The organism is Nonomuraea sp. NPDC050227 (genome assembly GCF_044459705.1).
Lineage (GTDB): Bacteria > Actinomycetota > Actinomycetes > Streptosporangiales > Streptosporangiaceae > Nonomuraea.
In genome coordinates this window covers 106397-130511 of record NZ_JBITJF010000017.1, presented here as the reverse complement: position 1 = coordinate 130511, position 24115 = coordinate 106397, and the positions used below count along the sequence as shown (strand labels likewise).

Annotated in this window: 20 protein-coding genes; 8 read left to right on the top strand and 12 right to left on the bottom strand. The window is 73.1% G+C overall.

The window, feature by feature from the left end; translation table 11 throughout:
• Positions 1 to 6 precede the first annotated feature (6 nt).
• From ACIBK9_RS46745 to ACIBK9_RS46730, 4 genes are all read right to left on the bottom strand, one after another.
• Positions 7 to 1827: a glycoside hydrolase family 15 protein gene (locus ACIBK9_RS46745; RefSeq protein ID WP_397165501.1), complete on the bottom strand. Its 1821-nt coding sequence runs from the start codon at positions 1825 to 1827 to the stop codon at positions 7 to 9.
• A gap of 61 nt (positions 1828 to 1888) precedes the next feature.
• Positions 1889 to 5107 (bottom strand): ATP-binding protein, encoded by a 3219-nt coding sequence (locus ACIBK9_RS46740; RefSeq protein WP_397165499.1) that lies wholly within the window; start codon positions 5105 to 5107, stop codon positions 1889 to 1891.
• Entirely contained in the window at positions 5104 to 6423 is a 1320-nt protein-coding gene (locus ACIBK9_RS46735) for an oxygenase MpaB family protein (RefSeq protein ID WP_397165497.1), read from the bottom strand. The genes ACIBK9_RS46740 and ACIBK9_RS46735 overlap by 4 nt, the downstream gene beginning before the upstream one ends.
• A 22-nt stretch (positions 6424 to 6445) precedes the next feature.
• The gene (locus ACIBK9_RS46730) at positions 6446 to 7162 is read right to left on the bottom strand and encodes a Crp/Fnr family transcriptional regulator (RefSeq protein ID WP_352361358.1); all 717 of its coding nucleotides are present in this window, start codon (positions 7160 to 7162) and stop codon (positions 6446 to 6448) included.
• Between the two features lie 188 nt (positions 7163 to 7350).
• Here ACIBK9_RS46730 and ACIBK9_RS46725 point away from each other — a divergent pair, with 188 nt between their 5' ends.
• Complete coding sequence (locus ACIBK9_RS46725; RefSeq protein WP_352327786.1) at positions 7351 to 7917, top strand: sigma-70 family RNA polymerase sigma factor; 567 nt, start codon at positions 7351 to 7353, stop codon at positions 7915 to 7917.
• 3 nt (positions 7918 to 7920) lie between these two features.
• Here the strand turns inward: ACIBK9_RS46725 and ACIBK9_RS46720 are convergent, their stop codons facing one another.
• Entirely contained in the window at positions 7921 to 9174 is a 1254-nt protein-coding gene (locus ACIBK9_RS46720; RefSeq protein WP_397165495.1) for a hypothetical protein, read from the bottom strand.
• 248 nt (positions 9175 to 9422) lie between these two features.
• Positions 9423 to 9842 (bottom strand): hypothetical protein, encoded by a 420-nt coding sequence (locus ACIBK9_RS46715; RefSeq protein ID WP_397165494.1) that lies wholly within the window; start codon positions 9840 to 9842, stop codon positions 9423 to 9425.
• A gap of 131 nt (positions 9843 to 9973) precedes the next feature.
• Between ACIBK9_RS46715 and ACIBK9_RS46710 the strand changes: the two genes are divergently transcribed.
• Positions 9974 to 10621: a metal-dependent phosphohydrolase gene (locus tag ACIBK9_RS46710; protein ID WP_397165492.1), complete on the top strand. Its 648-nt coding sequence runs from the start codon at positions 9974 to 9976 to the stop codon at positions 10619 to 10621.
• On the opposite strand, the gene ACIBK9_RS46705 is transcribed toward ACIBK9_RS46710, so the two are convergent.
• From ACIBK9_RS46705 to ACIBK9_RS46695, 3 genes are read right to left on the bottom strand one after another with little or no spacing between them, the layout of a single operon-like run.
• Positions 10618 to 10896: a DUF4031 domain-containing protein gene (locus tag ACIBK9_RS46705; protein WP_397165491.1), complete on the bottom strand. Its 279-nt coding sequence runs from the start codon at positions 10894 to 10896 to the stop codon at positions 10618 to 10620. The two genes, ACIBK9_RS46710 and ACIBK9_RS46705, sit on opposite strands and share 4 nt — an antisense overlap.
• Entirely contained in the window at positions 10893 to 11651 is a 759-nt protein-coding gene (locus ACIBK9_RS46700) for an HAD family hydrolase (protein WP_397165489.1), read from the bottom strand. The genes ACIBK9_RS46705 and ACIBK9_RS46700 overlap by 4 nt, the downstream gene beginning before the upstream one ends.
• A gap of 18 nt (positions 11652 to 11669) precedes the next feature.
• A complete protein-coding gene (locus tag ACIBK9_RS46695) occupies positions 11670 to 12839 on the bottom strand; it encodes a cytochrome P450 (protein WP_352322574.1) in 1170 nt (389 codons plus the stop codon).
• A gap of 396 nt (positions 12840 to 13235) precedes the next feature.
• Here ACIBK9_RS46695 and ACIBK9_RS46690 point away from each other — a divergent pair, with 396 nt between their 5' ends.
• Positions 13236 to 14471, top strand: a complete 1236-nt coding sequence (locus tag ACIBK9_RS46690) for a hypothetical protein (RefSeq protein ID WP_358285701.1) — start codon at positions 13236 to 13238, stop codon at positions 14469 to 14471.
• A 10-nt stretch (positions 14472 to 14481) separates the two neighbouring features.
• Entirely contained in the window at positions 14482 to 15180 is a 699-nt protein-coding gene (locus ACIBK9_RS46685) for a DUF2786 domain-containing protein (protein WP_397165486.1), read from the top strand.
• A 29-nt stretch (positions 15181 to 15209) separates the two neighbouring features.
• Here the strand turns inward: ACIBK9_RS46685 and pgm are convergent, their stop codons facing one another.
• Positions 15210 to 16838 carry a phosphoglucomutase (alpha-D-glucose-1,6-bisphosphate-dependent) gene (gene pgm, locus ACIBK9_RS46680; RefSeq protein ID WP_397165485.1) on the bottom strand — a complete coding sequence of 543 codons (1629 nt, stop codon included), beginning with the start codon at positions 16836 to 16838 and terminating at the stop codon, positions 15210 to 15212.
• 99 nt (positions 16839 to 16937) lie between these two features.
• On the opposite strand from pgm, the gene ACIBK9_RS46675 reads away from it, so the two are divergent.
• The 3 genes from ACIBK9_RS46675 to thrS all read left to right on the top strand — a co-directional run bounded on the left by ACIBK9_RS46675 (position 16938) and on the right by thrS (position 20499).
• A complete protein-coding gene (locus ACIBK9_RS46675; protein ID WP_352361378.1) occupies positions 16938 to 17840 on the top strand; it encodes an LLM class F420-dependent oxidoreductase in 903 nt (300 codons plus the stop codon).
• A gap of 36 nt (positions 17841 to 17876) precedes the next feature.
• Positions 17877 to 18473: a glycoside hydrolase family 25 protein gene (locus ACIBK9_RS46670; RefSeq protein WP_352361380.1), complete on the top strand. Its 597-nt coding sequence runs from the start codon at positions 17877 to 17879 to the stop codon at positions 18471 to 18473.
• A 64-nt stretch (positions 18474 to 18537) separates the two neighbouring features.
• Positions 18538 to 20499 carry a threonine--tRNA ligase gene (gene thrS, locus ACIBK9_RS46665; protein ID WP_358285709.1) on the top strand — a complete coding sequence of 654 codons (1962 nt, stop codon included), beginning with the start codon at positions 18538 to 18540 and terminating at the stop codon, positions 20497 to 20499.
• Positions 20500 to 20613: 114 nt separating this feature from the next.
• On the opposite strand, the gene ACIBK9_RS46660 is transcribed toward thrS, so the two are convergent.
• A complete protein-coding gene (locus ACIBK9_RS46660) occupies positions 20614 to 21336 on the bottom strand; it encodes a PIG-L deacetylase family protein (RefSeq protein WP_387665082.1) in 723 nt (240 codons plus the stop codon).
• Positions 21337 to 21419: 83 nt separating this feature from the next.
• Here ACIBK9_RS46660 and ACIBK9_RS46655 point away from each other — a divergent pair, with 83 nt between their 5' ends.
• Positions 21420 to 21953 carry an HIT family protein gene (locus ACIBK9_RS46655; protein WP_397165483.1) on the top strand — a complete coding sequence of 178 codons (534 nt, stop codon included), beginning with the start codon at positions 21420 to 21422 and terminating at the stop codon, positions 21951 to 21953.
• Between the two features lie 70 nt (positions 21954 to 22023).
• Here ACIBK9_RS46655 and ACIBK9_RS46650 read toward each other — a convergent pair whose 3' ends face one another.
• Positions 22024 to 24099, bottom strand: coding sequence for a hypothetical protein (locus ACIBK9_RS46650; RefSeq protein ID WP_397165481.1), 2076 nt, complete (start codon positions 24097 to 24099; stop codon positions 22024 to 22026).
• Positions 24100 to 24115: the final 16 nt, after the last annotated feature.

Genomic DNA, 24115 nt, shown 5'->3' with positions numbered 1-24115 from the left:
GCCGGGTCAGCCGCCGTGTTCGGCCCAGTCGTGCAGGGCGTCGACGGTGCCGGAGGCGTCGAGGTTGAGCGCCGCCTCGATCAGCGCCAGATGCGTGAACGCCTGCGGGTAGTTCCCCGCCATGTGCCCGTCGCCGGTCATCTCCTCGGCGAACAGCCCGAGCGGCTCGGCCCGCGCGCACAGCGTCTCGAACCGGTCGCGGGCCTCGGCCGTCCGCCCGGCCAGCACCAGCGCCGAGACCATCTCGAACGAGCACATCAGGAACGCCCCCTCCGGCCCGTCCACGCCGTCGCGGGTGGTCTCGGGGTCGTAGCGGTGCACGAGCGCGCCGCCCTCGCCCAGGCGGGCCTGGATGTGGTCGAGGGTGCCGAGCACGCGGGGGTCGTCGCCGTCCAGGAAGCCGAGCAGCGGCAGCCGCAGCAGCGAGCCGTCGGCCTGCTCGGACCCGTAGGACTGGGTGAAGGCGCCGACGTCGGCGTTGTAGCCGCGCTCCAGCAGCTCGGCGCGGACGGCCGCGCGCTCGGCCCGCCACTGCGCCAGGGGCAGGCCGGGCTCGCCGGTCGCCTCCGCCAGCCGGACCGCGCGGTCGAAGCAGACCCAGGCGTACAGCTTGGAGTAGGTCCAGTGACGTTCGCCGCCGCGCACCTCCCAGATGCCGGCGTCCGGCTCCCGCCACCGCTCGCGGGCCCGCTCCACCAGCCGCCACAACACCGGGCCGCCGCTCAGCTCGCCGGTCACGCCGTGGTAGGCCATGGCCGCGTCCAGGATGTGGCCGTAACCGTCGAGCTGATGCTGACCCGCGGCGCCGTTGCCGATGCGCACCGGACGCGAGCCCGCGTACCCCTCCAGATGGCCGAGGACGGTCTCGTCGGCGACCGGCCCGCCGCCGACGCCGAACACCGGCGGCAGGTCGCCCTCGTGGATCGCGCACTGGCCGAGCAGGAACGTCAGGTAGCGGCCCGCCTCCTCGCGATGGCCCAGGCGCAGCAGCGCCAGCACCATGAGCGCGGCGTCGCGGTGCCACACGTAGCGGTAGTCCCAGTTGCGCTGCCCGCCGAGCCACTCCGGCAGCGACGTCGTGGGCGCCGCGAGCAGCCCGCCGCTCTCGTCGAACAGCAGCCCGCGCAGCACGACCGCGCTGTGCCGCACCTGCCGCGCCCCCACCCCGTCGTAGGCCGACCGCGACGACCACGACCGCCACGACCGCACGGTGTCGGCCAGCAGCCGCTCGGGGTCGCTGACGGGCGCGTGCCCCTGACCCGCGTAGTCGAGCGCGACCGCCCACGACTCGCCCGCGCCGAGCGTGGTCTCGGCCATGAGCCCTGTCGTCGGCCCTTCCGCCGGTTCCGCCATGCCGGTCAGCAGCAGGCCGGACTCCTCGGCCAGCACGCCGTCGCGCGGCGTCCAGCGGGCCTCGCGGGTGGCGTAGTCGGGCCTGGCCAGCACCCGCGAGCGCACGACCGCCCGCCCCCTCTCGCACCTGGCCCACCGCACCAGCAGCCGGACGGGCACCACGCCGCTGCCGCCCGTCCCCGGCGGCGACGTGGCGAAGAAGTCGTGCACCACGACCTCGCAGTCGCGGCCGACCCAGCGGGTGCGCAGCACCAGCGTCTCCTCGACGTAGCCGCGCCCCTCGACCCGCGCGCCGGCCACGTCGAACTCCCACGCCCCGCCGAGCCGCCGGTCGAGGATGCGCGCGAACACGCTCGGGCCGTCGAAGCGCGGCGCGCACATCCACTCCACCGCCCCGCCGGGCGCGACCAGTGCCGCCGTGTGACAGTCCGACAGGAACGCGTACGCCCCGATCGGTGGAAATCCCCCGGCCATCCGTGCACCCCGTACCTCTTCATCGCGCCCCCCGTGCCGGGTTGCCCGATGTCGCCGCAGATTAAACGGGGTGCGCGGGCAGCCGCCGGTCGAGCAGGAGCGCGCCGCGGCCCGGCAGCAGGGAGGCGCACCACTCGCGCAGCGCGGCCGGCCGGGGGCCGCCGACGTCGGCGGTGTCGAGCAGGTCGGCCCAGTCGAGCAGCGACTCGGCCAGCATGAGGGGCACGCCGCTGCGTTCGTGCACCTCGGCGGCGGCCTCGAAGTGCTCGCTCGCCCGCGCCGGGTCGCCCATCGTCACGCACAGGTGGGCCAGGTAGTGGTGGCCGCAATGGTGGGCGACCGTGCCGTGGCCGAACGTCTCGCCGTCGGCGGCCAGCGACGCGTACAGCCGTTCGGCCAGCTCGGGACGGCGCAGGTGCGCCGCGGCCACGGCCAGGTTGTCCAGGGCGGGCCGGTGGGCCATGTTGCGCGGCGGCACGCCGCCGCGGTCGGCCAGGATGCGGTCGAGCAGCGGCCCGGCCTCCTCGTCGCCCATCTCGCACAGGTAGCGCAGCACGGCGTGCACCGGGTCGACGCGCGGCGCCTGGGCGGCGCGGCGCAGCCGGTCGCGCAGCTCCCACAACCGGCCCTGCAGCCGGCGGATCTCGGAGATCTGCTCGGAGTAGATGGCCACGGCCTCCAGGCGGCGGCCGATCTCGGTGCCGAGCCGCATGGCCGACAGCGCCTCGGTCTCGGCCTGGGCCAGGTCGCCCTGCATGAGCGTCAGGCCCGCCCTGGAGTAGCCGATCAGCCAGTTGAGCTGCGGCTGGGCCAGCCGGCGGGCCAGCTCGTCGGCCTGGTCGAGCAGCGTCGCGGCGCGCGCGGTGTCGCCGCTGTCCAGCACCGGCGGGGTGCGCTGGACGTAGGCGTGGAACAGCGCCAGGTCGTCGCCCGTGCGGCGGGCCGCCTCCAGCATCTCGTCGCCGTCGCGGTGGCGCTGGTGCAGCGGGTCGGCCGGGATGATCGTCAGGCTGCGCATGCCGAGCACGCTGGCCAGCGTGCGCGGGTCGCCCGACTTGCGGGCCAGCGCCACCGCCTCGTCGCTCAGCGCGAAGCGCCGCTCGCCGTCGGGCGCCCAGATCAGCTCGGAGGCGAGCAGGGCGGCCAGCAGCGCCCGGGTGCTGAGGTCGGTCGAGTCGACCAGCTTGCGCGCCTCGGTCAGCAGCGCGATGCGGCGCTGGTCGGGGGCGGCGGAGATGCTGGAGAAGCCGCGGTCGCCGCCGAGCGCGGCCACCACGATCAGGTCGTCGCGCCCGCACTCCCTGGCCAGCTCGGCGGCCTGGTGCAGGGTCTCGCGCGCCTCCGGGTGCCCGGCCAGCCACATCGCCCGGCCGCAGTCCATCAGCAGCTCGGCACGCCGTTCCGGGGAGGCGCCGGGGAAGTCCGCCAGCAGGCCGAGCACCCGCTGGTACCAGGTGACCGCCTCGCGGTGGGCCAGCCCGGCCAGCGCGTGGCGGGCCGCCTGCACGCCCGCCTCGGCGGCCTCGGCCGTCCGGCGCGGATCGCGGCCGTGCTCGGCGGCGGCCAGCAGATGGGTGGCCACGACGTACGGGCGCGACTCCATGGCCTGCGGGTCGGCCTGGCACAGGGCGTCGGCGACCCGGCCGTGCAGCAGCCCGGCGCGGGGGGCCGACAGCGTGGCGTACAGGGCGGTACGGGTCAGCTCGTGGGAGAACTGGCACTGGCCGCCGTCGGCCATGGTCACCAGGCCCGCGCCCATGGCCTCCTCGACGGCGGCCACGAAGCGCGCCTCGTCCAGGCCGAGGCCCAGGCGCAGCGCGGCCGACTCCATGCGCTCGCCCACGGCCAGCAGGCTGACCAGGTCGCGGGCGTCGGGGTGGAGCTGCGCCAGACGCGCCCGGACCATGCGGGTGACCGAGTCGGGGACGGTCAGCGCGTCGAGGTCGGCGCCCGCCGCCAGCTCCCTGGCCACCTCGGTGACCAGGAACGCGTTCCCGCCGGTGATCCGGTACAGCAGCTCTGGGTCGCCGTCGCTGCGCACCTCCGACAGGGCCCGGCTGACCTCGTCCATGCCGAAGGAGGAGACCTGCACCAGGCGGCCGCCGGCGGTCAGCTTGTGCAGCTCGGGCATCGCCGACTCGACGGGCACCGGGCGCGAGGTGGCCAGGATCAGCAGCGGCAGCGAGTCGGCGTCCCACATCAGGGAGTGCAGCATCTGCAGCGACTCCAGCGTCGCCCACTGCAGGTCGTCGATCACCAGCAGCACCGGCCGCACGGTGGCCAGGCGCTCGATGAGCGTGCGGGCCGCGGCCATCAGGTGGTAACGCTCGGAGACCGGCTCGGTGGCGGGCGGCACGGCCAGCGACAGCGGGGGAGCGGCCAGCGAGGGCGCCAGCCGGACGAGCTGCCCGCACTGCTGGTCGACCCCGGCCCGCAACAGCAGCGCCGGCGAGGTGCGGGCCAGCCGCTCGACCGCCCCGGCGATCGGCTCGTACGCCTGCCGCGCCGGATCGGTGCACCGCCCCGCCAGCACGGTGAACTGCCGCTTGAGCGCCCGCCGCGCCACGACCGAGGCCAGCCGGGTCTTGCCGACGCCCGGATCGCCCTGGAGGATCACCAGCCCGCTGCCGAACTCGGCCGCCCCCAGCTCCTCCTCCAGCGCCCGCAGTTCCTCGTCCCGGCCGACGAACGGCAGCACGTGCCCGCTGTCCAGCCAGGGCGCCAGCCCGCCGGCGTGCTGGTTGTCGGCGCTCTGCCAGTGGAGCTCGTAGGTGTGCATCGGCTCCCGCAGGCCCTTGCCCGGCAGCCGGCCCAGGTCCTTGAACTCGTGCCGGCTGCGGCCCTGGGCCAGCCGGCGCACCAGGTCGGTGCAGAGCACCTGGCCGCCCTCGGCCACCGCGACCAGCCGGGCCGCCTCGACCGTGGGCAGCCCGCTGACGTCGTCGGCGCCCCAGCACACGTCGCCCGCCGCCAGCGCGGCCCTGATCGAGATCTTCTCCAGCGCCCGCTCGTTCTCGGCCGCGACGGCCTGCTCGACGGCGATGACCGCGTCGAGCCCGGCCGTGGCCGAGCCGAACACCGCCATCAGCCCGTCGCCGAGGCTCTTGGTGAACGTCGAGCCGCTGGCCGTCACCACCGAGTGCAGGAGCTGGTAGAGCCGGCGGAAGACGACGTTGGCGCGTTCCTCGCCCAGCCTGATCCGCAGGGCTGTGGAGCTGACCACGTCGGTGAACAGGATGGTGGCCGTGGTCAGCGTGCCCGGCTCGTGCGGGGTGCTCACGCGGGTGGTCCCTCCTTCCGCACGGGGGCCCTGGCCGCCTTGCCCACGCCCCTCCGCACGCCCTTGCGGACGCTGTGGCGGAGCCTGCGGGTGCGGCGCGCCGTCTTCGACTGCCGGACGCGCCACTGGGCGGCCAGCTCCTCGGGGATCTGGAAGGCGGCGTGGCCGCCCGAGTAGCGGTCGATCATGGCGATGACGATGTGCTTGCCCGCCCGGCGCACCAGCCAGCGCACCACCGCGTCGACCGGGCCCATCAGGCGGCCGTACCGGTTGCCGGCCCTGGCCGCGGCGAACAGCGCGTTGAACCACCACGCCGGCGGCGGCACGTCGAGCAGCGCCGGGACCTGGGCGGCGTTGTGGCGGGCGTCGCGGAAGACCCAGTGCACCAGGCTGCGCGGCAGCTTGCGCCAGCCCAGGTGCATGAACTCCTCCATCTCCGCCAGCAGCACGGCCATCAGCCTGCGGCCCTCGTCGCTCGACTCGTACAGGCGGCCGAGCCGTTCGCTGACCGGCGGCACGTCGTCGAGGGTGAGCGGCCGGTCGCGGCACGCCTCGACGCCCATGAGGTGGCCGAAGACGCTCCACGTGTACAGGTGGGCGGCCTTGTCGTCGTCGCTGAGGCGCACCCCCATGCTCTCCAGAGCCTCCCACGTGACGACCGAGAAGTCGAAGATGGTGGCCAGCAGCAGTTCCTGGTTGACCGGCGGGCCGAACCTGGCGGTGTCCCAGTCGTCGCCGAAGTGCTCGGTGGCCAGCGCGCGCACGAACGAGTGCAGGATGCGCAGCCCGATCGCCGTCGTGTGCCCGGGACGGCCCGGCGTCAGGCTGTCGGTGGCCTTCAGGCCCATGACGTCCACCAGCATCTGGCCGGTCTCGGCGACCCGGCGGGTGAGGCTGTGGGTGGCCAGGTCGGACACGCCGGCCAGCACCTTGGCGCTGGAGATCTCGACGTAGGCCATGGGCAGGCACTTGCAGAACAGCGCGACCGACTGGTACAGCCCGTAGTCGGAGAAGACGGCCTGGCCGCGGGCCAGCAGCTCGGCGTCCTCGCCCCACTCGGGCAGGTCCTTGCCGAAGTCGATGGCGTCGAAGATGGCCGAGGGGCCGGTCTCGCCCGAAGGGGCCCGCGCCTCCCGCTTGGCCCGGCCGAGCTCCACCACGACCGCGCGCAGCAGGGACAGCGCGTTCTCCCCTGCGGGCCTGGTCTCCAGGTAGCCGGCCACGATCTTGTCGATGTCCGGGTCGGCCTGCTGCCGTAACTGCCGGAAGCGTTCCGCCGGCCAGCGCTCGGCGGGGCCGTTGTCGTGCTCGTTCATGTTCCCCGTACTCCAGATCCGGTCAGAGACCTCCGCGTTTGCGCAGCGCCTCGACGTCCAGCAACGTGATGGTCCGCCCCTTCATGGCGATGAGGCCGCGGGCGGCGAGCGACTGCAGGGCCCGGTTGACCGCCGGGCGGGACGCGCCGATCAGCGCGGCGAGGTCCGACTGGGTCAGCCCCGGCATGTCCACGACCGGGCCCTGGGTCTGGCCGCGCTTGACCGACAGTTGCAGCAGCAGCTTGGCCAGGCGCCCGCCCAGGTCGAGGAAGGCCAGGTCGGCGGCCTGCCCGGTGAGCCTGCGCACCATCTGCCCGAGCATGCGCAGGAACTCGTCGGCGAGCCCGGGATGCTCCCGCATCAGCTCCAGCAGCCGCGCCCTGGGCAGCGCGAAGATCCAGCAGGGGCGCACGGCGATGATCGACGCCGACCGCGGCGAGTCGTCCAGAAGCGCCATCTCGCCGAAGGTCTCCGCCCGGCCCAGCATGTTGAGCACGATCTCGTCGCCGTGCTCGGTGGTGAAGACGACCTTCACCAGGCCGTCGAGCAGCACGTACAGGGATTCGCCCGGATCGCCCTGGTGCAGGATGATCTGCCCGTTGCGGTATCTGCGCGCCACCCCGGCGCGCACGGTGCTGGTGATCCCGGCCGGTCCGAGCACGCGGAACAGCGGGACCTCCGCCAGCACGGCGGCGACCGCCTGGACGTCGTGTGGAACCGCCCCGCTGCTGGCGCTCATGGAAGAACTTTAGGACGCCAACGCCGATCGGGCAGTAAGTGGTAAGCGATCTCCCGAATGTGACGAGCGCCACACCCGCACTGTGTCGTCCGCGACAGTGCGCGAAGGCCGCCGGGAGCACCGTTGGGGGGCCGGTCGAACGAGGTTGACCCCCGAGGACCCCGGCCGGCGGGGAGACGATGATGCAGTTGGATACGTTGGAGCGCCGCGACACCGCCACGCTCGTGTCGGACGCCCAGGAGGGCGACGCCCAGGCGTGGGAGCGGCTGGTCGAGGAGTTCACGCCGATGCTGCGGTCGAGGATCCGGCGCTTCCGGCTCGGCCACGAGGACGCCCAGGACGTGCTCCAGACCACCTGGTTGCTGGCCTGGCAGAACCTCAAGAGCGTCGAGGACCCCCAGCGCATGCCCGGCTGGCTGGCCACGATCGCCTTCCGCGAGTGCCTGAAGCTGACCAGGCGCACCCGGGAAATCTGCACGCCCGACCTCGACACGCTCGGCAGCACGGACGACGTGGACAGGGAACTGGCCAGGATCTGGCTGGCCGGCACGCTGGAGGAGCTGGTCGAGGAGCTGCCCGCGGCCCAGCGCGTGCTGTTTCGAGCACTCACGGAAACCTCCGAGCCGCACTACGTGGACGTCGCCCGCCGGCTGGGCCGGCCGGTCGGCAGCATCGGCCCCACCCGCGCCCGCTGCTTCGCCAGGCTGCGCGGGCTCCTGCAGGACCGCGAGATCACCAGGGACTTCCTGGACTGAGTCCTAGTTTCCTGACCGGTCAAGAGGGATCGCCTCCAGGAAGGGCTCGAAGTCGAAGCGCGCCATCTCGTAGGCGTCGGGATCGGTCTCCTCGGGGAAGGCGTACATCTTGCGCCGCGTCCCGGGGAGCAGCCGGTCGGCCCGCGGCGCCTCGGGGACCGGCTCCGGCAGCGTGCCGCGGGCCGTCTCCGCCTCCAGGGCCGCGGTGAGCTCCGGCCCGAACGGCGGGTCGTAGAGCGCGCCCACCCGCTGGTAGGTGCGGAAGTAGCCGACGATGAAGCGCATGCGGTCGGGGTAGGACACCCAGTCGGTCACCCCGGCCGTGGCCTGCTCGACGTCGTCCGGGATGAACTCCTCGGCGAGCTTGCGCACCTTCTCGTTCCTGATCGGCCGCCAGGCGAGCGCCATGTCCACGCCCGGCGGCGGGGCCAGCGGCCGGCCGACCCTGACGTCGCTGAGCGGCGTGCGCACGGCGAACAGGTGACGGGTGTACAGCGAGGACCACTTGGCCTCCAGCACGCGCGTCAGCCACGGCTGGTCCTCGTGCCGGGCGCTGAACAGGGGGAAGCGCGGGTAGGGCCGCCGGGTCACCAGCGAGCGCAGCGACCGCCACGACATCCGGGTCAGCCACCGCACCGGCCGGTACAGCACCAGCTCCAGAGCCTTCTGCGCGCGCTTCTGCTCGTAGGCCGACAGCGCCACGCTGGCCCCGAACATCAGCTCGGCCCGCTCGTCGGGGTCGGTGGCCGCGTGCGCCTGCCGCAGCAGCAGGGCGGCGTCCCGCAGGTAGCGCTCGTCGGCCTCCTCCAGCAGCCCGGACAGGAACTCTGGCGGCATCGGCGTGTTCTCCGACTCCGGGCTCACCTTGACGTAGCAGTCGGGCGTGCCGTTCCACAGGTTGGCCGCCAGGCTCGCGGTCTCCAGGAAGATCGCCCGGTTGGCCAGCGCCAGCCCGAGCCGGTAGCTGGGGCCGAGCAGGGTCAGCAACATGGCGCGGAACAGGCGGCGCAGGCGCGCGGGCACGTGCAGCCGGTCGCCGAAACCGGTCAGGAAGGGCGAGCCCGGAGTCAGGTCGAGGCTCTCGGCGACCGCCTTGGAGGTCCATTTGGCGTAGCAGTACCAGTTGGTCGCGTCCTGGCCCAGGTGCTGGGCGAGGTCCCCGGCGACACGGTGGTAGCCATGGGCGATGACCATGGCCTCAAGCGCAGGGTTCCTGTCCTTGCAGGCGGCGATGCGCAGCACGTCGTCCGCCGTCATCGGAGCGCCTGGCGCAAGCGCTTGTTCCACTTCGGACATGAGGTCTCCCGTCAGTGGTCCCCCCTGGGACCGTCGATCCTCACCGGGTCAGAGCGCGTCCGGTGACGTGAGATACAGGGCGGCGGTCCCGCTTTCCCCGTGACCGCCGCCCGGAGCGTAGGGCGGGTGACTTGCGGTGCGGTTGCAGGGCGATCCGAGCCCCTGCCGGAGCGCCCGCCGCCCCGGGAGGGGCCCGGGGCGGCGGCCGGCTACTCCAGCACCGAAATCTTGCTGATCACGACGAAGCCGCCGAGCGCCCCCGCGGAGCCGGCGGCCGTCGTCGTGGTGAGGTTGACCACCAGGTCATAGGTGCCCGGGCCGAGCTGGCCGCGCATCGGGACCGACGCGGTGTACCGTCCCGAGCCAGGGGTGAACGTCATCTCCACGGGAGGCGAGGGATGACGGGTCTCACCACCTCCCAGCAGGTCGGCGATGATCTCCACATGCCACCGTCCGGCCAGCCAGTCGACCAGCTCGCCGGCGACCTCCCAGCTCACGTCAACGGTCCAGCCCTCGCCGCATCTCACGACGTTCGTGGGCTGGGCGCCCGGGTCCACAACCTGACCGTGCAGCACGCCGCTCAACTGCTCGGCCGGAACCTTCATCACCTGGAACTCACCGGTCGCCATGTCGCTGTCTCCTTTCCGGGGGGAACCAGGTCCCCGTACGGAGAGGCAGAGCGGTGGGACAGCCGGGTAAATACCGGGTGTATTCAAGGACACAATGCCGGGACATACCGCCCGGCCACTACGGTGGAGGCGTGATCCACGACCGCCCGGACCCCGCGTCGAGGGCCCGGCTCGCCGCCGGATGGCTCGCGCTCGCGGGCGGCTCCCCGGCCGCGCGGGCCGCCGGCGCCGAGCTGATCGCCCGCTGGGCCGAGCCCCACCGCCGCTACCACACCCTCGCCCATCTCGCCGCCGTGCTGGCCGCCGTCGACGACCTGGCGGGGGAGGCCGCCGACCCCGCCGCCGTGCGCCTGGCCGCCTGGTTCCACGACGCCGTCTACGAAGGCAGGCCCGGCTGGGACGAGGAGCGCAGCGCCCAGCTCGCCCAGGCGCGCCTGCCGCGCTGCGGGGTGCCGCCCGGCCGGATCGCCGCGACCGCCCGGCTGGTCCGCCTGACCGCCGCCCACGACACGGTGGCCGCCGGCGACCGCGACGGGGCCGTGCTGTGCGACGCCGACCTGGCCGTGCTGGGCCGCCCCGGCTACGACGCCTACGCCGCCGACATCCGCCGCGAGTACGCGCACGTGCCCGACGACCTGTTCCGGCAGGGCCGCGCGCAGGTGCTGCGCAGGCTGCTGGCCGCGCCGCGGCTCTACCGCACGGACCGGGCCCGCGAGCTGTGGGAGGAACCCGCCCGCGCCAACATGACCACCGAGCTGGCCCGCCTCGCGGGAGGCTAGGGCACGCCGGCGTCGTGGCGCTTGCGGCGGCGCAGACCGGCGGCGATCAGGCGGCGCAGCAGCTCGCGCGAGCTGACCGGCTCGGCGCCCAGCGACACCGCCCGCGCGTGCACGGTCTCCGGGACGTCGTAGTGGTCCCGGTCGAAGGCCCGGCCCGGCACCCCGAGCCGGGCCGCGAACGCGTGGAGCTCCTCCAGCGAGCTGTCGCTCACCAGGTGCGACCACATCAGGCCGCGCGGCCCCGGCCAGTCGGGGGGATCGATCAGAACCGTCACGCCCTCAAGGGTAGGACCCTGCCGCGCACGCCCAGCTCGCCCAGATCGGGCACCACGACGTGCGCGCCGTGCCCGGCCAGCGCGGCGGCGTCGCCCGGACCGTCCCGGGTGACCGCCACGACCAGCCCGAAGCCGCCCTTGCCGCCCGCCTGGACGCCCGGCAATGCCGCGTCCACCACGGCGGCCTGTCCGGCGGGCAGCGCCAGGCGGCGCGCGGCCTCCAGGAACAGGGCGGGGTCCGGCTTGCCCGGCAGGTTCATCAGGGCCGCGTCGCCACCATCCACGACCAGGTCGAACAGGTGCGCCACGCCCGCGGCGGCGACCAGCCGGCGGCCGTGCAGGCTGGCCGAGACGGCGGCCGTGCGGGCGCCCCGGTGGCGCAGCTCGTGCAGCAGGGCCACGGTGGCGGGGAAGGCGGCCACGCCGTACTTGTCCACCTGCGCGAGGAAGATCTGGTCCTTGGCCAGGCCGAGCCCGTGCACGGTGGGCGCGCCCGGCTCGTCCTCGGGACCGCCTTCGGGCGCGGTGAGGCCGCGCGCGGCCAGGAAGGTGCGCACGCCGTCGAGCCGCGGCCGGCCGTCGACGTGCCGGAGGTAGTCGTCACGGATGTCGAACGGGTCGCAGCGGCCGCGCAGGAAGGCGTCGAAGACGTGTTTCCAGGAGGCCGCGTGCACCCGGGCGGTGTCGGTGACCACGCCGTCGATGTCGAACACCACGGCGCGGATCGAGGCCAGATCGATGACGGGCTCGTTCACACTGTGAACGTAACCGCTCTACCAGGCGACGGGTAGCTCCTTGACCCCGTACACGATGGCCAGCTCCCTGAACGGCACCTCGCCCGAGACGTGCAGGTCCGGGAAGCGGCGCAGCAGGGCGGGGAAGGCGATGCGCATCTCCATCTGGGCGAGCGGCGCGCCGATGCAGCGGTGGATGCCGTGGCCGAAGGCCAGGTGCGAGCGGGCGGTCTCGCGGCCCGGACGCACCTCGTCCATGTCCGGGCCCAGCGAGGGGTCGCGGTTGGCGCCGGTCAGCGAGCACAGCACCATCTCACCCTTCTTGATCGGCACGCCGTGCAGCTCCAGGTCCTCGCGGGCGAAGCGCGGGAAGGCCACCTGCACGACCGTCATGTAGCGCAGCAGCTCCTCGACGACGTCGTTGACGTAGCCGTCCACCTCGCGCACCTTCGCGGCCTGCTCGGGGTGGCGCATGAGCCAGAGCGCGCCGAGCGCGAGCATGCTGGTGCTGGTGTCGTGGCCGCCGGTGAGCAGGCCGTCGGACATGCTGGCCAGCGTGCGGTCGTCGAGGTCGTCGCCGTGCTCGCGCAGGAGCTGGCCGAGCAGGCCCTCGCCGGGATCGCGCCGTTCGCGGGCGACCAGGTCCACCAGGTACGCCATCGCGTCGTTGATCGCCTGAAGGGACGCCTCGGGGCCGGCCGACAGGTCGAACCGGTCCTTGCTGATCCTGACGAAGTCGGCGCGCTCCTCGTACGGGACGCCGAGCAGCTCGCACACCACCAGCGACGGGATCGGCAGCGCGAAGTCCTCGACCAGGTCCGCGGGCGGGCCCTTGGCCTCGATGCGGTCCAGGTGCTCCTCGACCATCGCCTCGATGCGCGGCTCCAGCCGGCGCAGGCGGCGCATGGTGAACTCGGGGGTCAGGTACTTGCGCAGCCGCGTGTGCTCGGGCGGGTCCCGGAAGCCGAGGCCGCCGGGGTCCTCCTGGTTGGAGCCCAGGCCGGAGATGCCGGCGAAGTCGTTGCTGAACCGCTCGTGGTCGCCGAGCACACCGCGTACGTCCTCCCAGCGCGTGACCAGGTGCACGGTCTGGTCACCGGGGATCTTCATGGGGAAGACGGCGTGCTCGGCCCGGATGCGGCCGAGCTCGGCGACCGGGTCGAAGTCCTCGCGCATGAACTGGACGAAGGGGAACTCTGAGTCAGACATGGATATCCGTCCTGCTGGGATACATCGCACTATGTTGGGATAAATCCCTCGGTAGATGGTCCCATCCGGACAGGCGGCTGTTGCCCTCCGAAAGGACGAAATTGCCGCTCACTCTCACGTCCCACCTGGCCACCCGCCCGGTCGTCCATCTGGCCGCGCGTCCCGCCGCCCGCCGCGTGATCCCGTGCGGGAGGCCGTGCGGTAGGCGGGGGTGCGCCTCATTGTGCGCCGGGTCGCGGGCCGCCGACTAGCCACAACCCCCTTCTGGTACGGCGTGTGTCACAGGAACCGGTGGGAGACAGGGGAAATCGGTGGCGTTTGGCGTACAAGGGGGCGACAGTCTGCGATGATCTCGTCCCAAGACAAGCTGGAGTTGAGCCTCGCGGATAGTGACTGATGCCGACATTTGAGGAAATAGCAGCCTTCGTCGCCGAGAAGCCGTTCGCCACCGCCGTCATCGCCCTGCTGGGCCTGGCCGGGCTCGTGCTGGCGTTCCTGGTGCTCCGGATGGCCTGGCGCGCGGGCACCTGGTTATTCGCCCGCTACGTCGCCCCCCGTCCCGTCGAGGACGTGCTCACCGTCGTCGCAGCCTCCATCGCCACCGGCGTGTCCGCCCAGGGCATGTGGCGCTTCTCCGGCGACGTGCTGGGCCTGGACGGACCGCTCCGGCTGCTGCTGTTCGCCTTCATCGAGGTCGCCATCATCACCTCGGCCGTCCGCGCCCGCCGCAACATGCGGGAGAACTTCTCCGCCGGCATCGACGGCATCGCGGTCTGGGCGCTGACCTGCCTGACCGCCGTCCTGTCCAGCATGGACGCCCGCAGCCTCCCCGAGGCCGTCTTCCGCCTGGCCGCCCCGCTGGTCGCCGCCTGGCTCTGGGAGCGCGGCATGGCCATCGAACGCCACCGCATCCGCGGCACCGGCCGCATCAACTGGCGCCTGACCCCCGAACGCCTGCTCGTCCGCATGGGCCTGGCCGAGGTCAGCGACCGCACCGCCTCCGAGGTCGACGCCCACCGCCGGCTCACCCGCGTCGCCCTGGCCGCCAAGCGCGCCAAGGCGCTGCGCGACAGCGGCGCCTCCGAGCGCAAGATGCGCGGCGCGCTGGCCAGGCTCGACAAGGCCATGGACCAGGCCGTCGAGCACACCGGGCTGGCCGTCGACCAGCAGCGTCAGGAGGCGCTGCTGGCCCAGATCGCCGCCCTGTACAACACCACCGCGCTCATCGACGCCGACCCGCGCGTGCCGTGGGAGCCCGAGGCCGACCACCGTCCCGTGCCCGCCCGCCCGGCGCTGCCGCCCGCGCTGGCCCAGCTCGTCGAGGACGAGGACGAGGACGTCGAGGTGTTCGACGCCACCCCCCAGGTCGTCGACACCGCCCAGCGCGCCGCCCAGATCAGGGCCGCCCGCGAGTTCTGGGACCGGCAGATCGCCAAGCGCATCGTGCCGCGCTCGGTGGACATCGCCCAGGAGATCGGCGTCCCGCTGGCCACCGCGCGCGAGTATCGTGCCCTGTGGAAGCTGGAGCCGCAGGCGCACGCCCTGATCGAGGCTCTGTACCAGCAGCACGGCATCGTCGACACCGGCGCCTTCCCGGCCATCGCCGACGACGGGCGGGTGCTGGCCAAGTAGGGGAGCTCGGTTGCGGGAGCGCACGCTCGAACGCGTCAGGAAACTCCTGGCCAAGGCCGAACGCACGGACAACGAGCACGAGCGGGCCACCTTCCTGGCGGCCGCCTCCGCCCTGATGGCCAAGTACGGCATCGACACCCTCCCGCCGCCCGGCACCCGCCAGACCCCCGGCGACCGGATCGTCACCCTGCCCGCCCCGTGGGCCAGGGAGAAGGCCCGCCTGGTCAGCCTGGTGGCCCAGGCCGTCCGCTGCCGTCCGCTGCTGATCGGCCGCGGCGACGGCGGCCAGCGGGTGCACGTGTTCGGCTTCGCCGCCGACCTGGAACGCGCCGACGTGCTGGCCACGTCGCTGCTGCTGCAGATGGCCTCCGGCCTGGCCCGCGTACGGCCGCCGGGCGAGCTCGCCGCCGCGCGGGCCTACCGGCGCTCGTGGCTGCTGGGGTTCACCGACGAGGTGTACCGGCTGCTGCGCGAGGCCGAGTCGCGCGCCGCGACCGAGGCCGAGGCCGCCGGGGCCGGCACCGCGCTGGTGCTGGCCGACCGCCGGGCCGAGGTCGACCTGGCGGTGGCCGCCCACTATCCGCGCATCCGCATGTCCGTCCCGACGACCAGCGGCACGGGCTACCGCGCGGGCGTGCTGGCGGGCCGGCACGCCGACCTCGGACGCGCCGGCATGCCCACCGCCACCGCCCGCGAACTGCCCCGCTGAGCCGCCCGGCCGCTCAGCCGCCCGGCCGCTCAGCCCAGCGCGGCCGAGACCAGTGAACGGGCCTCCTCCTGCACCTTGGCCAGGTGGTCGGGGCCCTTGAAGGACTCGGCGTAGATCTTGTAGACGTCCTCGGTGCCCGACGGGCGGGCGGCGAACCAGGCGTTCTCGGTCGAGACCTTCACGCCGCCGAGCGCCGCGCCGTTGCCGGGGGCCGTCGTCTGCACCGCCGTGATCGGCTCGCCGGCCAGCGACGACGCCGTCACCTGGTCGGCCGACAGCTTGGCCAGCACCGCCTTCTCCTCGCGGGTGGCGGGCGCGTCGACCCGGGCGTAGGCGGGCTCGCCGAACCGCTCGGTCAGGCGGCGGTAGTGCGCGCTCGGCGACTCGCCGGTCACCGCCAGGATCTCCGAGGCCAGCAGGGCGAGGATGAGGCCGTCCTTGTCGGTGGACCAGGGGGAGCCGTCGCGCCGCAGGAACGAGGCCCCGGCGCTCTCCTCGCCGCCGAACCCGAGCGAGCCGTCGAGCAGCCCGGGGACGAACCATTTGAAACCGACCGGCACCTCGTACAGGCGCCGGTCGAGCGAGGCGGCGACCCGGTCGATGACGCCGCTGCTCACCATCGTCTTGCCGACCCCCGCCGCGGCGGGCCAGCCTTCGCGGTGGGCGTACAGGTAGGAGATGGCGGCGGCCAGGTAGTGGTTGGGGTTCATCAGGCCGTCGGGGGTGACGACGCCGTGGCGGTCGGCGTCGGCGTCGTTGCCGGTGGCGATGTCGTACCTGTCGCGCTGGGCGATCAGCGACGCCATCGCGTACGGCGACGAGCAGTCCATGCGGATCTTGCCGTCCCAGTCGAGCGTCATGAACCGCCAGGTGGGGTCGACCAGCGGGTTGACCACGGTCAGGTCGAGGCGGTGGCGCTCGGCGATCTCGCCCCAGTAGGCCACGCTCGCCCCGCCCAGCGGGTCGGCCCCGATGCGCACCCCGGCCGACCTGATCGCGTCGAGGTCCACCACGGACGGCAGGTCGTCGACGTACGCGCCGAGGAAGTCGTAGCGGCCGGCCGCGTCGAGGGCCTTGGCGTAGGAGATCCTGGACACGCCCTTCATGCCGTCGGCCAGCAGCTGGTTGGCGCGGTCCTGGATCCAGGAGGTGGCGTCGGTGTCGGCGGGGCCGCCGTGCGGCGGGTTGTACTTGAAGCCGCCGTCGGAGGGCGGGTTGTGCGACGGCGTCACCACCACGCCGTCGGCGAGCCCGGACGTGCGGCCCCGGTTGTGCCGCAGGACGGCGTGCGAGACGGCGGGGGTCGGCGTGTAGCCGTCGCGGGAGTCGATCAGCACCTCGACCCCGTTGGCCGCGAACACCTCCAGCGCCGACACGCGGGCGGGCTCGGACAGCGCGTGCGTGTCGATGCCCAGGAACAATGGCCCGTCGGTGCCCTGGGAGGCGCGGTATTCGCAGATGGCCTGGCTGGTGGCCAGGATGTGGTCCTCGTTGAAGGCCGTCCGCAGCGAGGACCCGCGGTGGCCCGACGTGCCGAACGCCACCCGCTGCGCCACCTCGGCGGGGTCGGGGTGCAGGGCGTAGTAGGAGGTCACCAGCCGGGCGACGTCGACCAGGTCGGCGGGCTGGGCGGGCTGTCCTGCGCGATCGTGCGTCATGAGGCCACTTTACAAATCCGCCCCCTTCGTACGGGTGAGCGCGCCCGGCGGCGTGGGAAGATACAGGCGCGTCTGCCTCCAGAACGGAGTTCTGTTTCCATGCGTTTCGGATATTTCCTGAATGAACGGCAAGGGCCCGACCCGCTCGGCGCGCTCCGCGACGAGATCGCCCAGGCGGCCGAGGACGGCTTCGCCTCCGCCTGGCTGTCCCACATCTTCGGCCTCGACGCCCTCACCGCGCTGGCCGTGGCCGGCTCCCAGGTGCCCGGCATCGAGCTCGGCACCTCCGTCGTGCCCACCTACCCGCGCCACCCGGCGGCCCTGGCCCAGCAGGCGATGACGGCCAACGCCGCGCTCGGCGGCCGGCTGGCGCTCGGCATCGGCCTGTCGCACCAGGTCGTCATCGAGCACATGTTCGGCCTCAGCTTCGAGCGCCCCTACCGCCACATGAAGGAGTACCTCGACGTGCTGCTCCCGGCCAGCCGGGGCGAGCAGGTCAAGGCGGCGGGCGAGACGATCAGGGCCGACGTGCGGCTCACCACGCCGGGCGCGGGCTTCCCGGTGCTCATCGCCGCCCTCGGCCCGCGCATGCTGAAGCTGGCCGGCACGGTCGCCGACGGCACGGTGCTGTGGATGACCGGCCCGAAGACGGTGGCCGAGCACGTCGCCCCGACCATCACCGCCGCCGCCGCGGAGGCGGGCCGCCCGGCGCCGCGGATCGTCTGCGCGCTGCCCGTCTGCGTCACCGACGACCCCGCCGCGGCCGTCGAGCGCGCCAACGAGATCTTCGCCGTCTACGGCACGCTGCCCTCCTACCGGGCCATGCTCGACCGCGAGGGCGCCGCCGGGCCCGGGAACGTCGCGGTGGTCGGCGACGAGGAGTCGGTGCTCGCCCAGCTCGAACGGCTGCGCCAGGCCGGGGTGACCGACTTCGTCGGCGCGACCTTCGCCGAGCGGGAACGCACCCGTGAGCTGCTCATCGGCGCGTCGAAGGGTTCATAGGGGGACATCTCAATAAACTCCGGCAAGGTGAAGCGCTTGCTGCATGGCATAGACGTGTCGAACTGGCAGGGCTCCGTCGACTGGGCCGGTCACGCCGAGGCCGGGGTCTCCTTCGCCTTCGCCAAGGCCACCGAGGGCGGCGACTGGACCGACCGGTGGTTCGCCCGCAACTGGTCAGGAATGCGCGAGAGCTGGCTGGTGTGCGGGGCGTACCACTTCGCCCGGCCCAAGGGCGACCCGATCGAGCACGCCCGGCACTTCCTGGCGGTGCTCAGGTCGGCGGGCGGCCTGCGCAGGGGCGACCTGGTGGCGCTCGACCTGGAGACCGGCGACGGGCAGCGCCCCGAGCAGGTCGCCAGGTACGCGCGCCGCTGGTGCCACCACGTCGAGCGGCACGCCGGCCTGCGGCCCTTCATCTACACCTTCCACTGGTTCGCCCGCTCGGGGAACTGCGCCGGCCTGGCCGACTACCCGCTGTGGATCGCCTCCCCCGAGAGGCCGCGCGGCGAACCCCTCGTGCCGCCGCCGTGGCGCGACTGGACAATCCACCAATATGCCAGCAGTCCGCTCGACCGGAACATCTTCCATGGCACCCGCCAGGACCTGACAAGGCTGGGGTTTCACCCGCGATAGCATCGGTGTTCACCATCGAACCAGCCTCGGTGCCGCACATCGAGCGCGATCCAAGGGAGACACCGTGTCAGCCGAGCTACGCATCACCCTCGCCGGAGCCGAGCGTGTGGTCGCGGCCGGCACGACGGCCGGTGAGGCGCTGGAGGCCGACGGCCGCACCGTCATCGCGGCCCGGGTCAACGGCGAGCCGCGCGACCTCGCCCACCCGCTGGCCCAGGACGACGTGGTCGAGCCGATCGAGGTCTCCAGCGAAGACGGCCGGGCCATCGTCCGCCACTCCACCGCGCACGTCATGGCGCAGGCGGTGCAGGAGCTGTTCCCCGAGGCCAAGCTGGGCATCGGCCCGCCCGTGGAGAACGGCTTCTACTACGACTTCGACGTCAAGCAGGCGTTCAACCCCGACGACCTCAAGCGCGTCGAGAAGCGCATGCGGGAGATCGTCAAGCAGGGACAGCTGTTCTCTCGCCGGGCCGTCAGCGACGACGAGGCGCGCGAGGAGCTGGCCGGCGAGCCGTACAAGCTGGAGCTGATCGGGCTCAAGGGCGGCGCGGCCGACGAGGAGAGCGTCGAGGTCGGGGCCGGGCAGCTCACGATCTACGACAACCTCGACGCCAAGACCGGCGAGCTGTGCTGGAAAGACCTGTGCCGGGGGCCGCACGTGCCCTCCACCCGGTCGATCCCGGCGTTCAAGCTCATGCGCTCCGGCGGCGCCTACTGGCGCGGCAGCGAGAAGAACCCGCAGCTCCAGCGCATCTACGGCACCGCCTGGGAGTCCCGCGACAAGCAGGACGAATACCTGAAGATGCTGGAGGAGGCCGAGCGGCGCGACCACCGCAGGCTCGGCGCCGAGCTCGACCTGTTCTCCTTCCCCGACGAGCTGGGCTCGGGCCTGGCGGTCTTCCACCCCAAGGGCGGCGTGATCCGCAAGGTGATGGAGGACTACTCGCGGCGCAGGCACGAGGAGGCCGGCTACGAGTTCGTCAACACCCCGCACATCACCAAGGAGAACCTCTACCAGGTCTCGGGCCACCTCGACTGGTACAAGGACGGGATGTTCCCGCCCATGGAGCTGGAGGGCGCCCGCTACTACCTCAAGCCGATGAACTGCCCGATGCACAACCTGATCTTCAGGGCGCGCGGGCGGTCCTACCGCGAGCTGCCGCTGCGGCTGTTCGAGTTCGGCACGGTCTACCGCTACGAGAAGTCCGGCGTGGTCCACGGCCTGACCCGGGTACGCGGCCTGACCCAGGACGACGCCCACATCTACTGCAGCCGCGAGCAGATGCGCGACGAGCTGACCTCGCTGCTGCGCTTCGTCCTCGACCTGCTGCGCGACTACGGCCTGGAGGACTTCTACCTCGAACTGTCCACCAAGGACCCGGAGAAGTTCGTCGGCTCCGACGAGGTGTGGGAGGAGGCCACCACCACGCTGCGCGAGGTGGCCGAGGCCGAGAACCTCCACCTGGTGATGGACCCGGGCGGCGCGGCCTTCTACGGGCCGAAGATCTCCGTCCAGGTGCGCGACGCCATCGGCCGCACCTGGCAGATGTCCACCATCCAGCTCGACTTCAACCTGCCCGAGCTGTTCGACCTGCAGTACCAGGCGGCCGACGGCTCCCGGCAGCAGCCGGTCATGATCCACCGGGCGCTGTTCGGCTCGGTCGAGCGGTTCTTCGGCGTCCTGGTCGAGCACTACGCCGGGGCGTTCCCCGCGTGGCTGGCGCCGGTGCAGGTGGTCGGCATCCCGATCGCCGACGCCCACGTGCCCTACCTCCAGGACGTCGCCAAGCGGCTGCGCGAGCGGGGCATCAGGGTCGAGGTCGACGCGGCCGACGACCGCATGCAGAAGAAGATCCGCAACGCCCAGAAGGCGAAGGTCCCGTACATGCTGCTGGCCGGCGACGACGACATCGCCAACGGCGCGGTGTCCTTCCGTTACCGCAACGGCGAGCAGAAGAACGGCGTGCCCGTCGAGGAGGCCATCGCCGAGATCGTCAACGCCGTGGAACGCCGCGTCCAGGTCTGACCCGCCGCTCCAGGCCCGGCGAGCCTTCCCGGCCTGCCGGGCCTGAGCCGTGCTTCGGGCGGCCCAGGCCCGGCCGGGTGTCAGTGCCGGCCGGGTGTCAGTGCCGGCCGGGTGTCAGCGGGGGAACAGGCGGAAGGCGACCGCCGGGCGGCCGTCGAAGCGTTCGGCGGCCTCCCGCGCGGAGCCCTCGATCAGCTCGCGGGCGTAGACCTCCGGGGCCTGGTCGGTCAGGGCCTCGATGTAGGCGCGGTGCTCCAGCAGCGAGCGCACGCCCCGCTCCAGACCGTCGGTGACGTCCACGGCGTGGGTGGGGGAGTTGGAGCCGGCGACGGCGACCCAGCGCACGCCGTTCCAGGGCGCGGCGTCGGTGTCGGGAAATATCCAGCGATTTCCGGCGTCTCCGGCGGCGTCCAGCACGGCCCGGCCCACCGCCCGGTGGTCGGGCGTGTTCCAGTACGTGCCGCCCCACGTGTCGTCGGGGTTGAGGGTGATCACCAGCTCTGGGCGGTGCCTGCGGATGGCGGCGGCGATGTCCCTCCTGAGCGCCGTCCCGTACTCGACGACCCCGTCGGCGTGGTCGAGGAACTCCACGGTGGTCACCCCCACCACGGCGGCGCTGGCCCGCTCCTCGCGCTCGCGCACCGGCCCGCACGCGGCGGGGTCGAGCGTGTCGATGCCCGCCTCGCCGCGGGTGGCGATCAGGTAGGAGACCTCGCGCCCGGCGTCGGTCCAGGTGGCGACGGCGGAGGCGCAGCCGTACTCCAGGTCGTCGGGGTGGGCCACGACGGCCAGGGCGCGCTGCCAGTCGGCGGGCATGGGTTCGAGTCGCTGTGCCATGCCCTCACCCTAGGCCCGTCGCGGAGGGCGGAGGATCACGCCGGAAGAGCGGCCCCTCGGCGCGGGGTCCTATGCTGCTTGGTATGCACGATCAGGCAGGAGCCGGGGCGCCCGACAACTTCCAGCGGCTGTGGACCCCGCATCGCATGGCCTACATCAAGGGCGAGAACAAGCCGACGGGCACCGGGCCGGGCGACGGCTGCCCGTTCGACGAGATCCCCCGGATGAGCGACGAGGACGGCCTGATCGTGGCCAGGGGAGAGGTCGTCTACGCCGTCCTCAACCTCTACCCGTACAACTCCGGCCACCTGATGGTCGTGCCCTTCCGGCACGTGTCCGGCTACGACGAGCTGACCCAGGCCGAGGTCGCCGAGCTGGGCGAGTTCACCCAGCGGTCGCTGCGCGCGCTGCGCAAGGCAAGCGGCGCGCAGGGCTTCAACGTGGGCATGAACCTGGGCCAGGTCGCGGGCGCCGGCATCGCCGCCCACCTGCACCAGCACGTCGTGCCGAGGTGGGGCGGCGACACGAACTTCATGCCGGTCGTGGCCCAGACGAAGGTGCTGCCCCAGCTCCTGCACGACACCCGGCAACTGCTGGCCGACGCCTGGGAGGACTGACGACACCGGTCGCGGCGCCGGCCTGAGGCGCCGGCCGGCGGCGTCGATCCCGGGCCCGCCGCCCGAGGCGTCAGTCGCCGGCGTGGGCCAGGTGGGAGGGGGCGGGGGCCTCGGCCGGGTGTTCGCGGCCGAGCGCGCCGATGCCCGCCGCGAGCAGCAGCGGCACGGCCAGCGCCAGAGCCATCGACAACACCGCGGCGCCCGAGTCGTTGACCAGCATCCCGATCACCCCGCTGACCAGCGTGCCGATCAGCCCGGCCCGCAGGGCGGGGGAGTGGCGGAACGCCGCGGGCACCACGCCCGCGCTGGCCTGCTCGGGCCGCAGGATCGCGTAGACGAGGAAGGCCACGGCCGCGATCACGATGGGCATGAGGTTGGGGCTGAGCAGCGTGGCCAGCATGGCCTGGAGCTTACGGAAGATCACCTCGAACGCCTCGCCGCTGAGCACCTGGCCCACGAACCTGCCCAGGTGCGTCTGCTCGTCGGGCGGACGCAGGTAGTTGAGCACGGCGAACGTCATCACGATCACCGCCCCGGCCACGCAGAACGCCCCCAGCTTCACGATCGACACCCGCTTGCCGGCCACCAGCAGCGCGGTCACCGCGATGCCCGGCACGAACGCGATCACGCCGCCGAAGTCGCTGCCCATGCCAGAGCCGCCCAGCACCATCGCGAACGCCCCGAGCACCACGATCGCGGCCACCCCCGGCCGCCCCGGCCAGCGGTGGGCGATCACGGTGGTGGCCAGCAGCGTGCCGGTGGCCAGCAGCGCGAACGGGATGTTGCCCAGGCCGTAGTAGCGGGCCCCGACCTCGGCGCTGTAGCCCATGACGCTGTTGAGCTGCAACGTCGTGCCCGTCAGCAGGTCGCCGGCGAGCGTGAGCGCGGTGATGCCGGCAACCACGGCGAGCGGGCCGAGCGGACGACGCCGCCAGGGCCCGCCGAAGGCCAGCGCGGTGACCACGACGACCCAGCCCAGCACCCCGGCGACCAGTTGCGGCAGGGTGGACCAGGGCAGCAGGTTGACCAGGTAGCTGGAGACCGGCAGGGCGGCCAGCGCGACCGCGGCCAGGCGCACCGGCGACAGGCCCTTGCGCCGCCGCAGCAGCAGGAACGCGACCACGTAGAACAGCACCTGCAACACCGCCACGACGGTGAAGTAGACGCCCTTGACCGACCGGATGGCCTGCGCGGTGGCGTCGGCCCGGCGCAGCCGGTCGATCGTCGCACCGGCGTCGCCGAGTTGCAGCGGCACCCCGACGACCGTGGCCGGCGCCGGCACGCCGAGCCGGGCCAGCACGGTCGCGGTCAGGTCGGGCAGGATCGAGATGTCGGCGCGGCGGGTGGAGGCCGCGCCCAGCAACCGCCCCTGCGCCCCCGGCTCACGCAGCGCGGCCACCCGCAGGTGCGGCACGGAACCGTGGTCGGACAGGCCGGCGAGCAGCACGGTGGTGCCGGGCGGCAGGATCGACAGCAGCGCGCCGGCCTTGGCGTCGGCCAGGCGCAGCGCGTCGCGGCGCTCCTTCGGGCCGAGCTGCTCGGGCACCTTGGGCAGCTTGCCACTGGCCAGGTAGGGGTGGACGAGGTCGTCGACGTCCATGGCGATCAGCGGGCACTGCTCCAGGTCGGCCGTGCGGACCTGGAGCGGGGAGGCGTGGTAGCGCTGCACCGCGCCCTGCCGGTCGGCCAGCGCGAGCGCGGCGCCGGGGCCGATCGCGATCGAGCACCGGCCCGCGGCCTTCAGCGCCTCGCCCAGCGTGCCCGCGTTGCGCTGCCCGGCCACGTCGATGAGGTAGCGGTAGTCGGGGATGACCGCGCCCGCCCCCCGGGTCTCGGGGGCGGGAGGCGCGCCGCAGGCGTAACCGGCGGCCGACCTGGTGCCGGCCGACACCGTGAGCCAGCCGTCGTAGGGGCAGGTGATGTTGCTGACCGTGCGCACCGACAGCGAGCCGATCGCGCTGCCACGCGTCAGCTCCCACAGGTTGGGGGCGTCGGCCTGGTTGACGTCGTCCCAGCTGAGGCCGGAGACGCCGATGAGCGCCACCCTGCCCGCGCCGGGAGCCGAGCCGCCGGCCGTGGCCGTGCCCTGCAGGCCGAGCAGTACGGAACCGGCCAGAACGGCCAGCACCACGAGCGCGCGCCTCACCCCGACGACCTCCCGC

Coding starts and splice junctions, on each gene's coding strand:
- ACIBK9_RS46695 (WP_352322574.1), bottom strand. CDS start 12,839: ATGTCTGACTCAGAGTTCCCCTTCGTCCAGTTCATGCGCGAGGACTTC.
- ACIBK9_RS46690 (WP_358285701.1), top strand. CDS start 13,236: ATGCCGACATTTGAGGAAATAGCAGCCTTCGTCGCCGAGAAGCCGTTC.
- ACIBK9_RS46675 (WP_352361378.1), top strand. CDS start 16,938: ATGCGTTTCGGATATTTCCTGAATGAACGGCAAGGGCCCGACCCGCTC.
- ACIBK9_RS46735 (WP_397165497.1), bottom strand. CDS start 6,423: ATGAACGAGCACGACAACGGCCCCGCCGAGCGCTGGCCGGCGGAACGC.
- ACIBK9_RS46655 (WP_397165483.1), top strand. CDS start 21,420: ATGCACGATCAGGCAGGAGCCGGGGCGCCCGACAACTTCCAGCGGCTG.
- pgm (WP_397165485.1), bottom strand. CDS start 16,838: ATGACGCACGATCGCGCAGGACAGCCCGCCCAGCCCGCCGACCTGGTC.
- ACIBK9_RS46660 (WP_387665082.1), bottom strand. CDS start 21,336: ATGGCACAGCGACTCGAACCCATGCCCGCCGACTGGCAGCGCGCCCTG.
- ACIBK9_RS46715 (WP_397165494.1), bottom strand. CDS start 9,842: ATGGCGACCGGTGAGTTCCAGGTGATGAAGGTTCCGGCCGAGCAGTTG.
- ACIBK9_RS46720 (WP_397165495.1), bottom strand. CDS start 9,174: ATGACGGCGGACGACGTGCTGCGCATCGCCGCCTGCAAGGACAGGAAC.
- ACIBK9_RS46745 (WP_397165501.1), bottom strand. CDS start 1,827: ATGGCCGGGGGATTTCCACCGATCGGGGCGTACGCGTTCCTGTCGGAC.
- ACIBK9_RS46730 (WP_352361358.1), bottom strand. CDS start 7,162: ATGAGCGCCAGCAGCGGGGCGGTTCCACACGACGTCCAGGCGGTCGCC.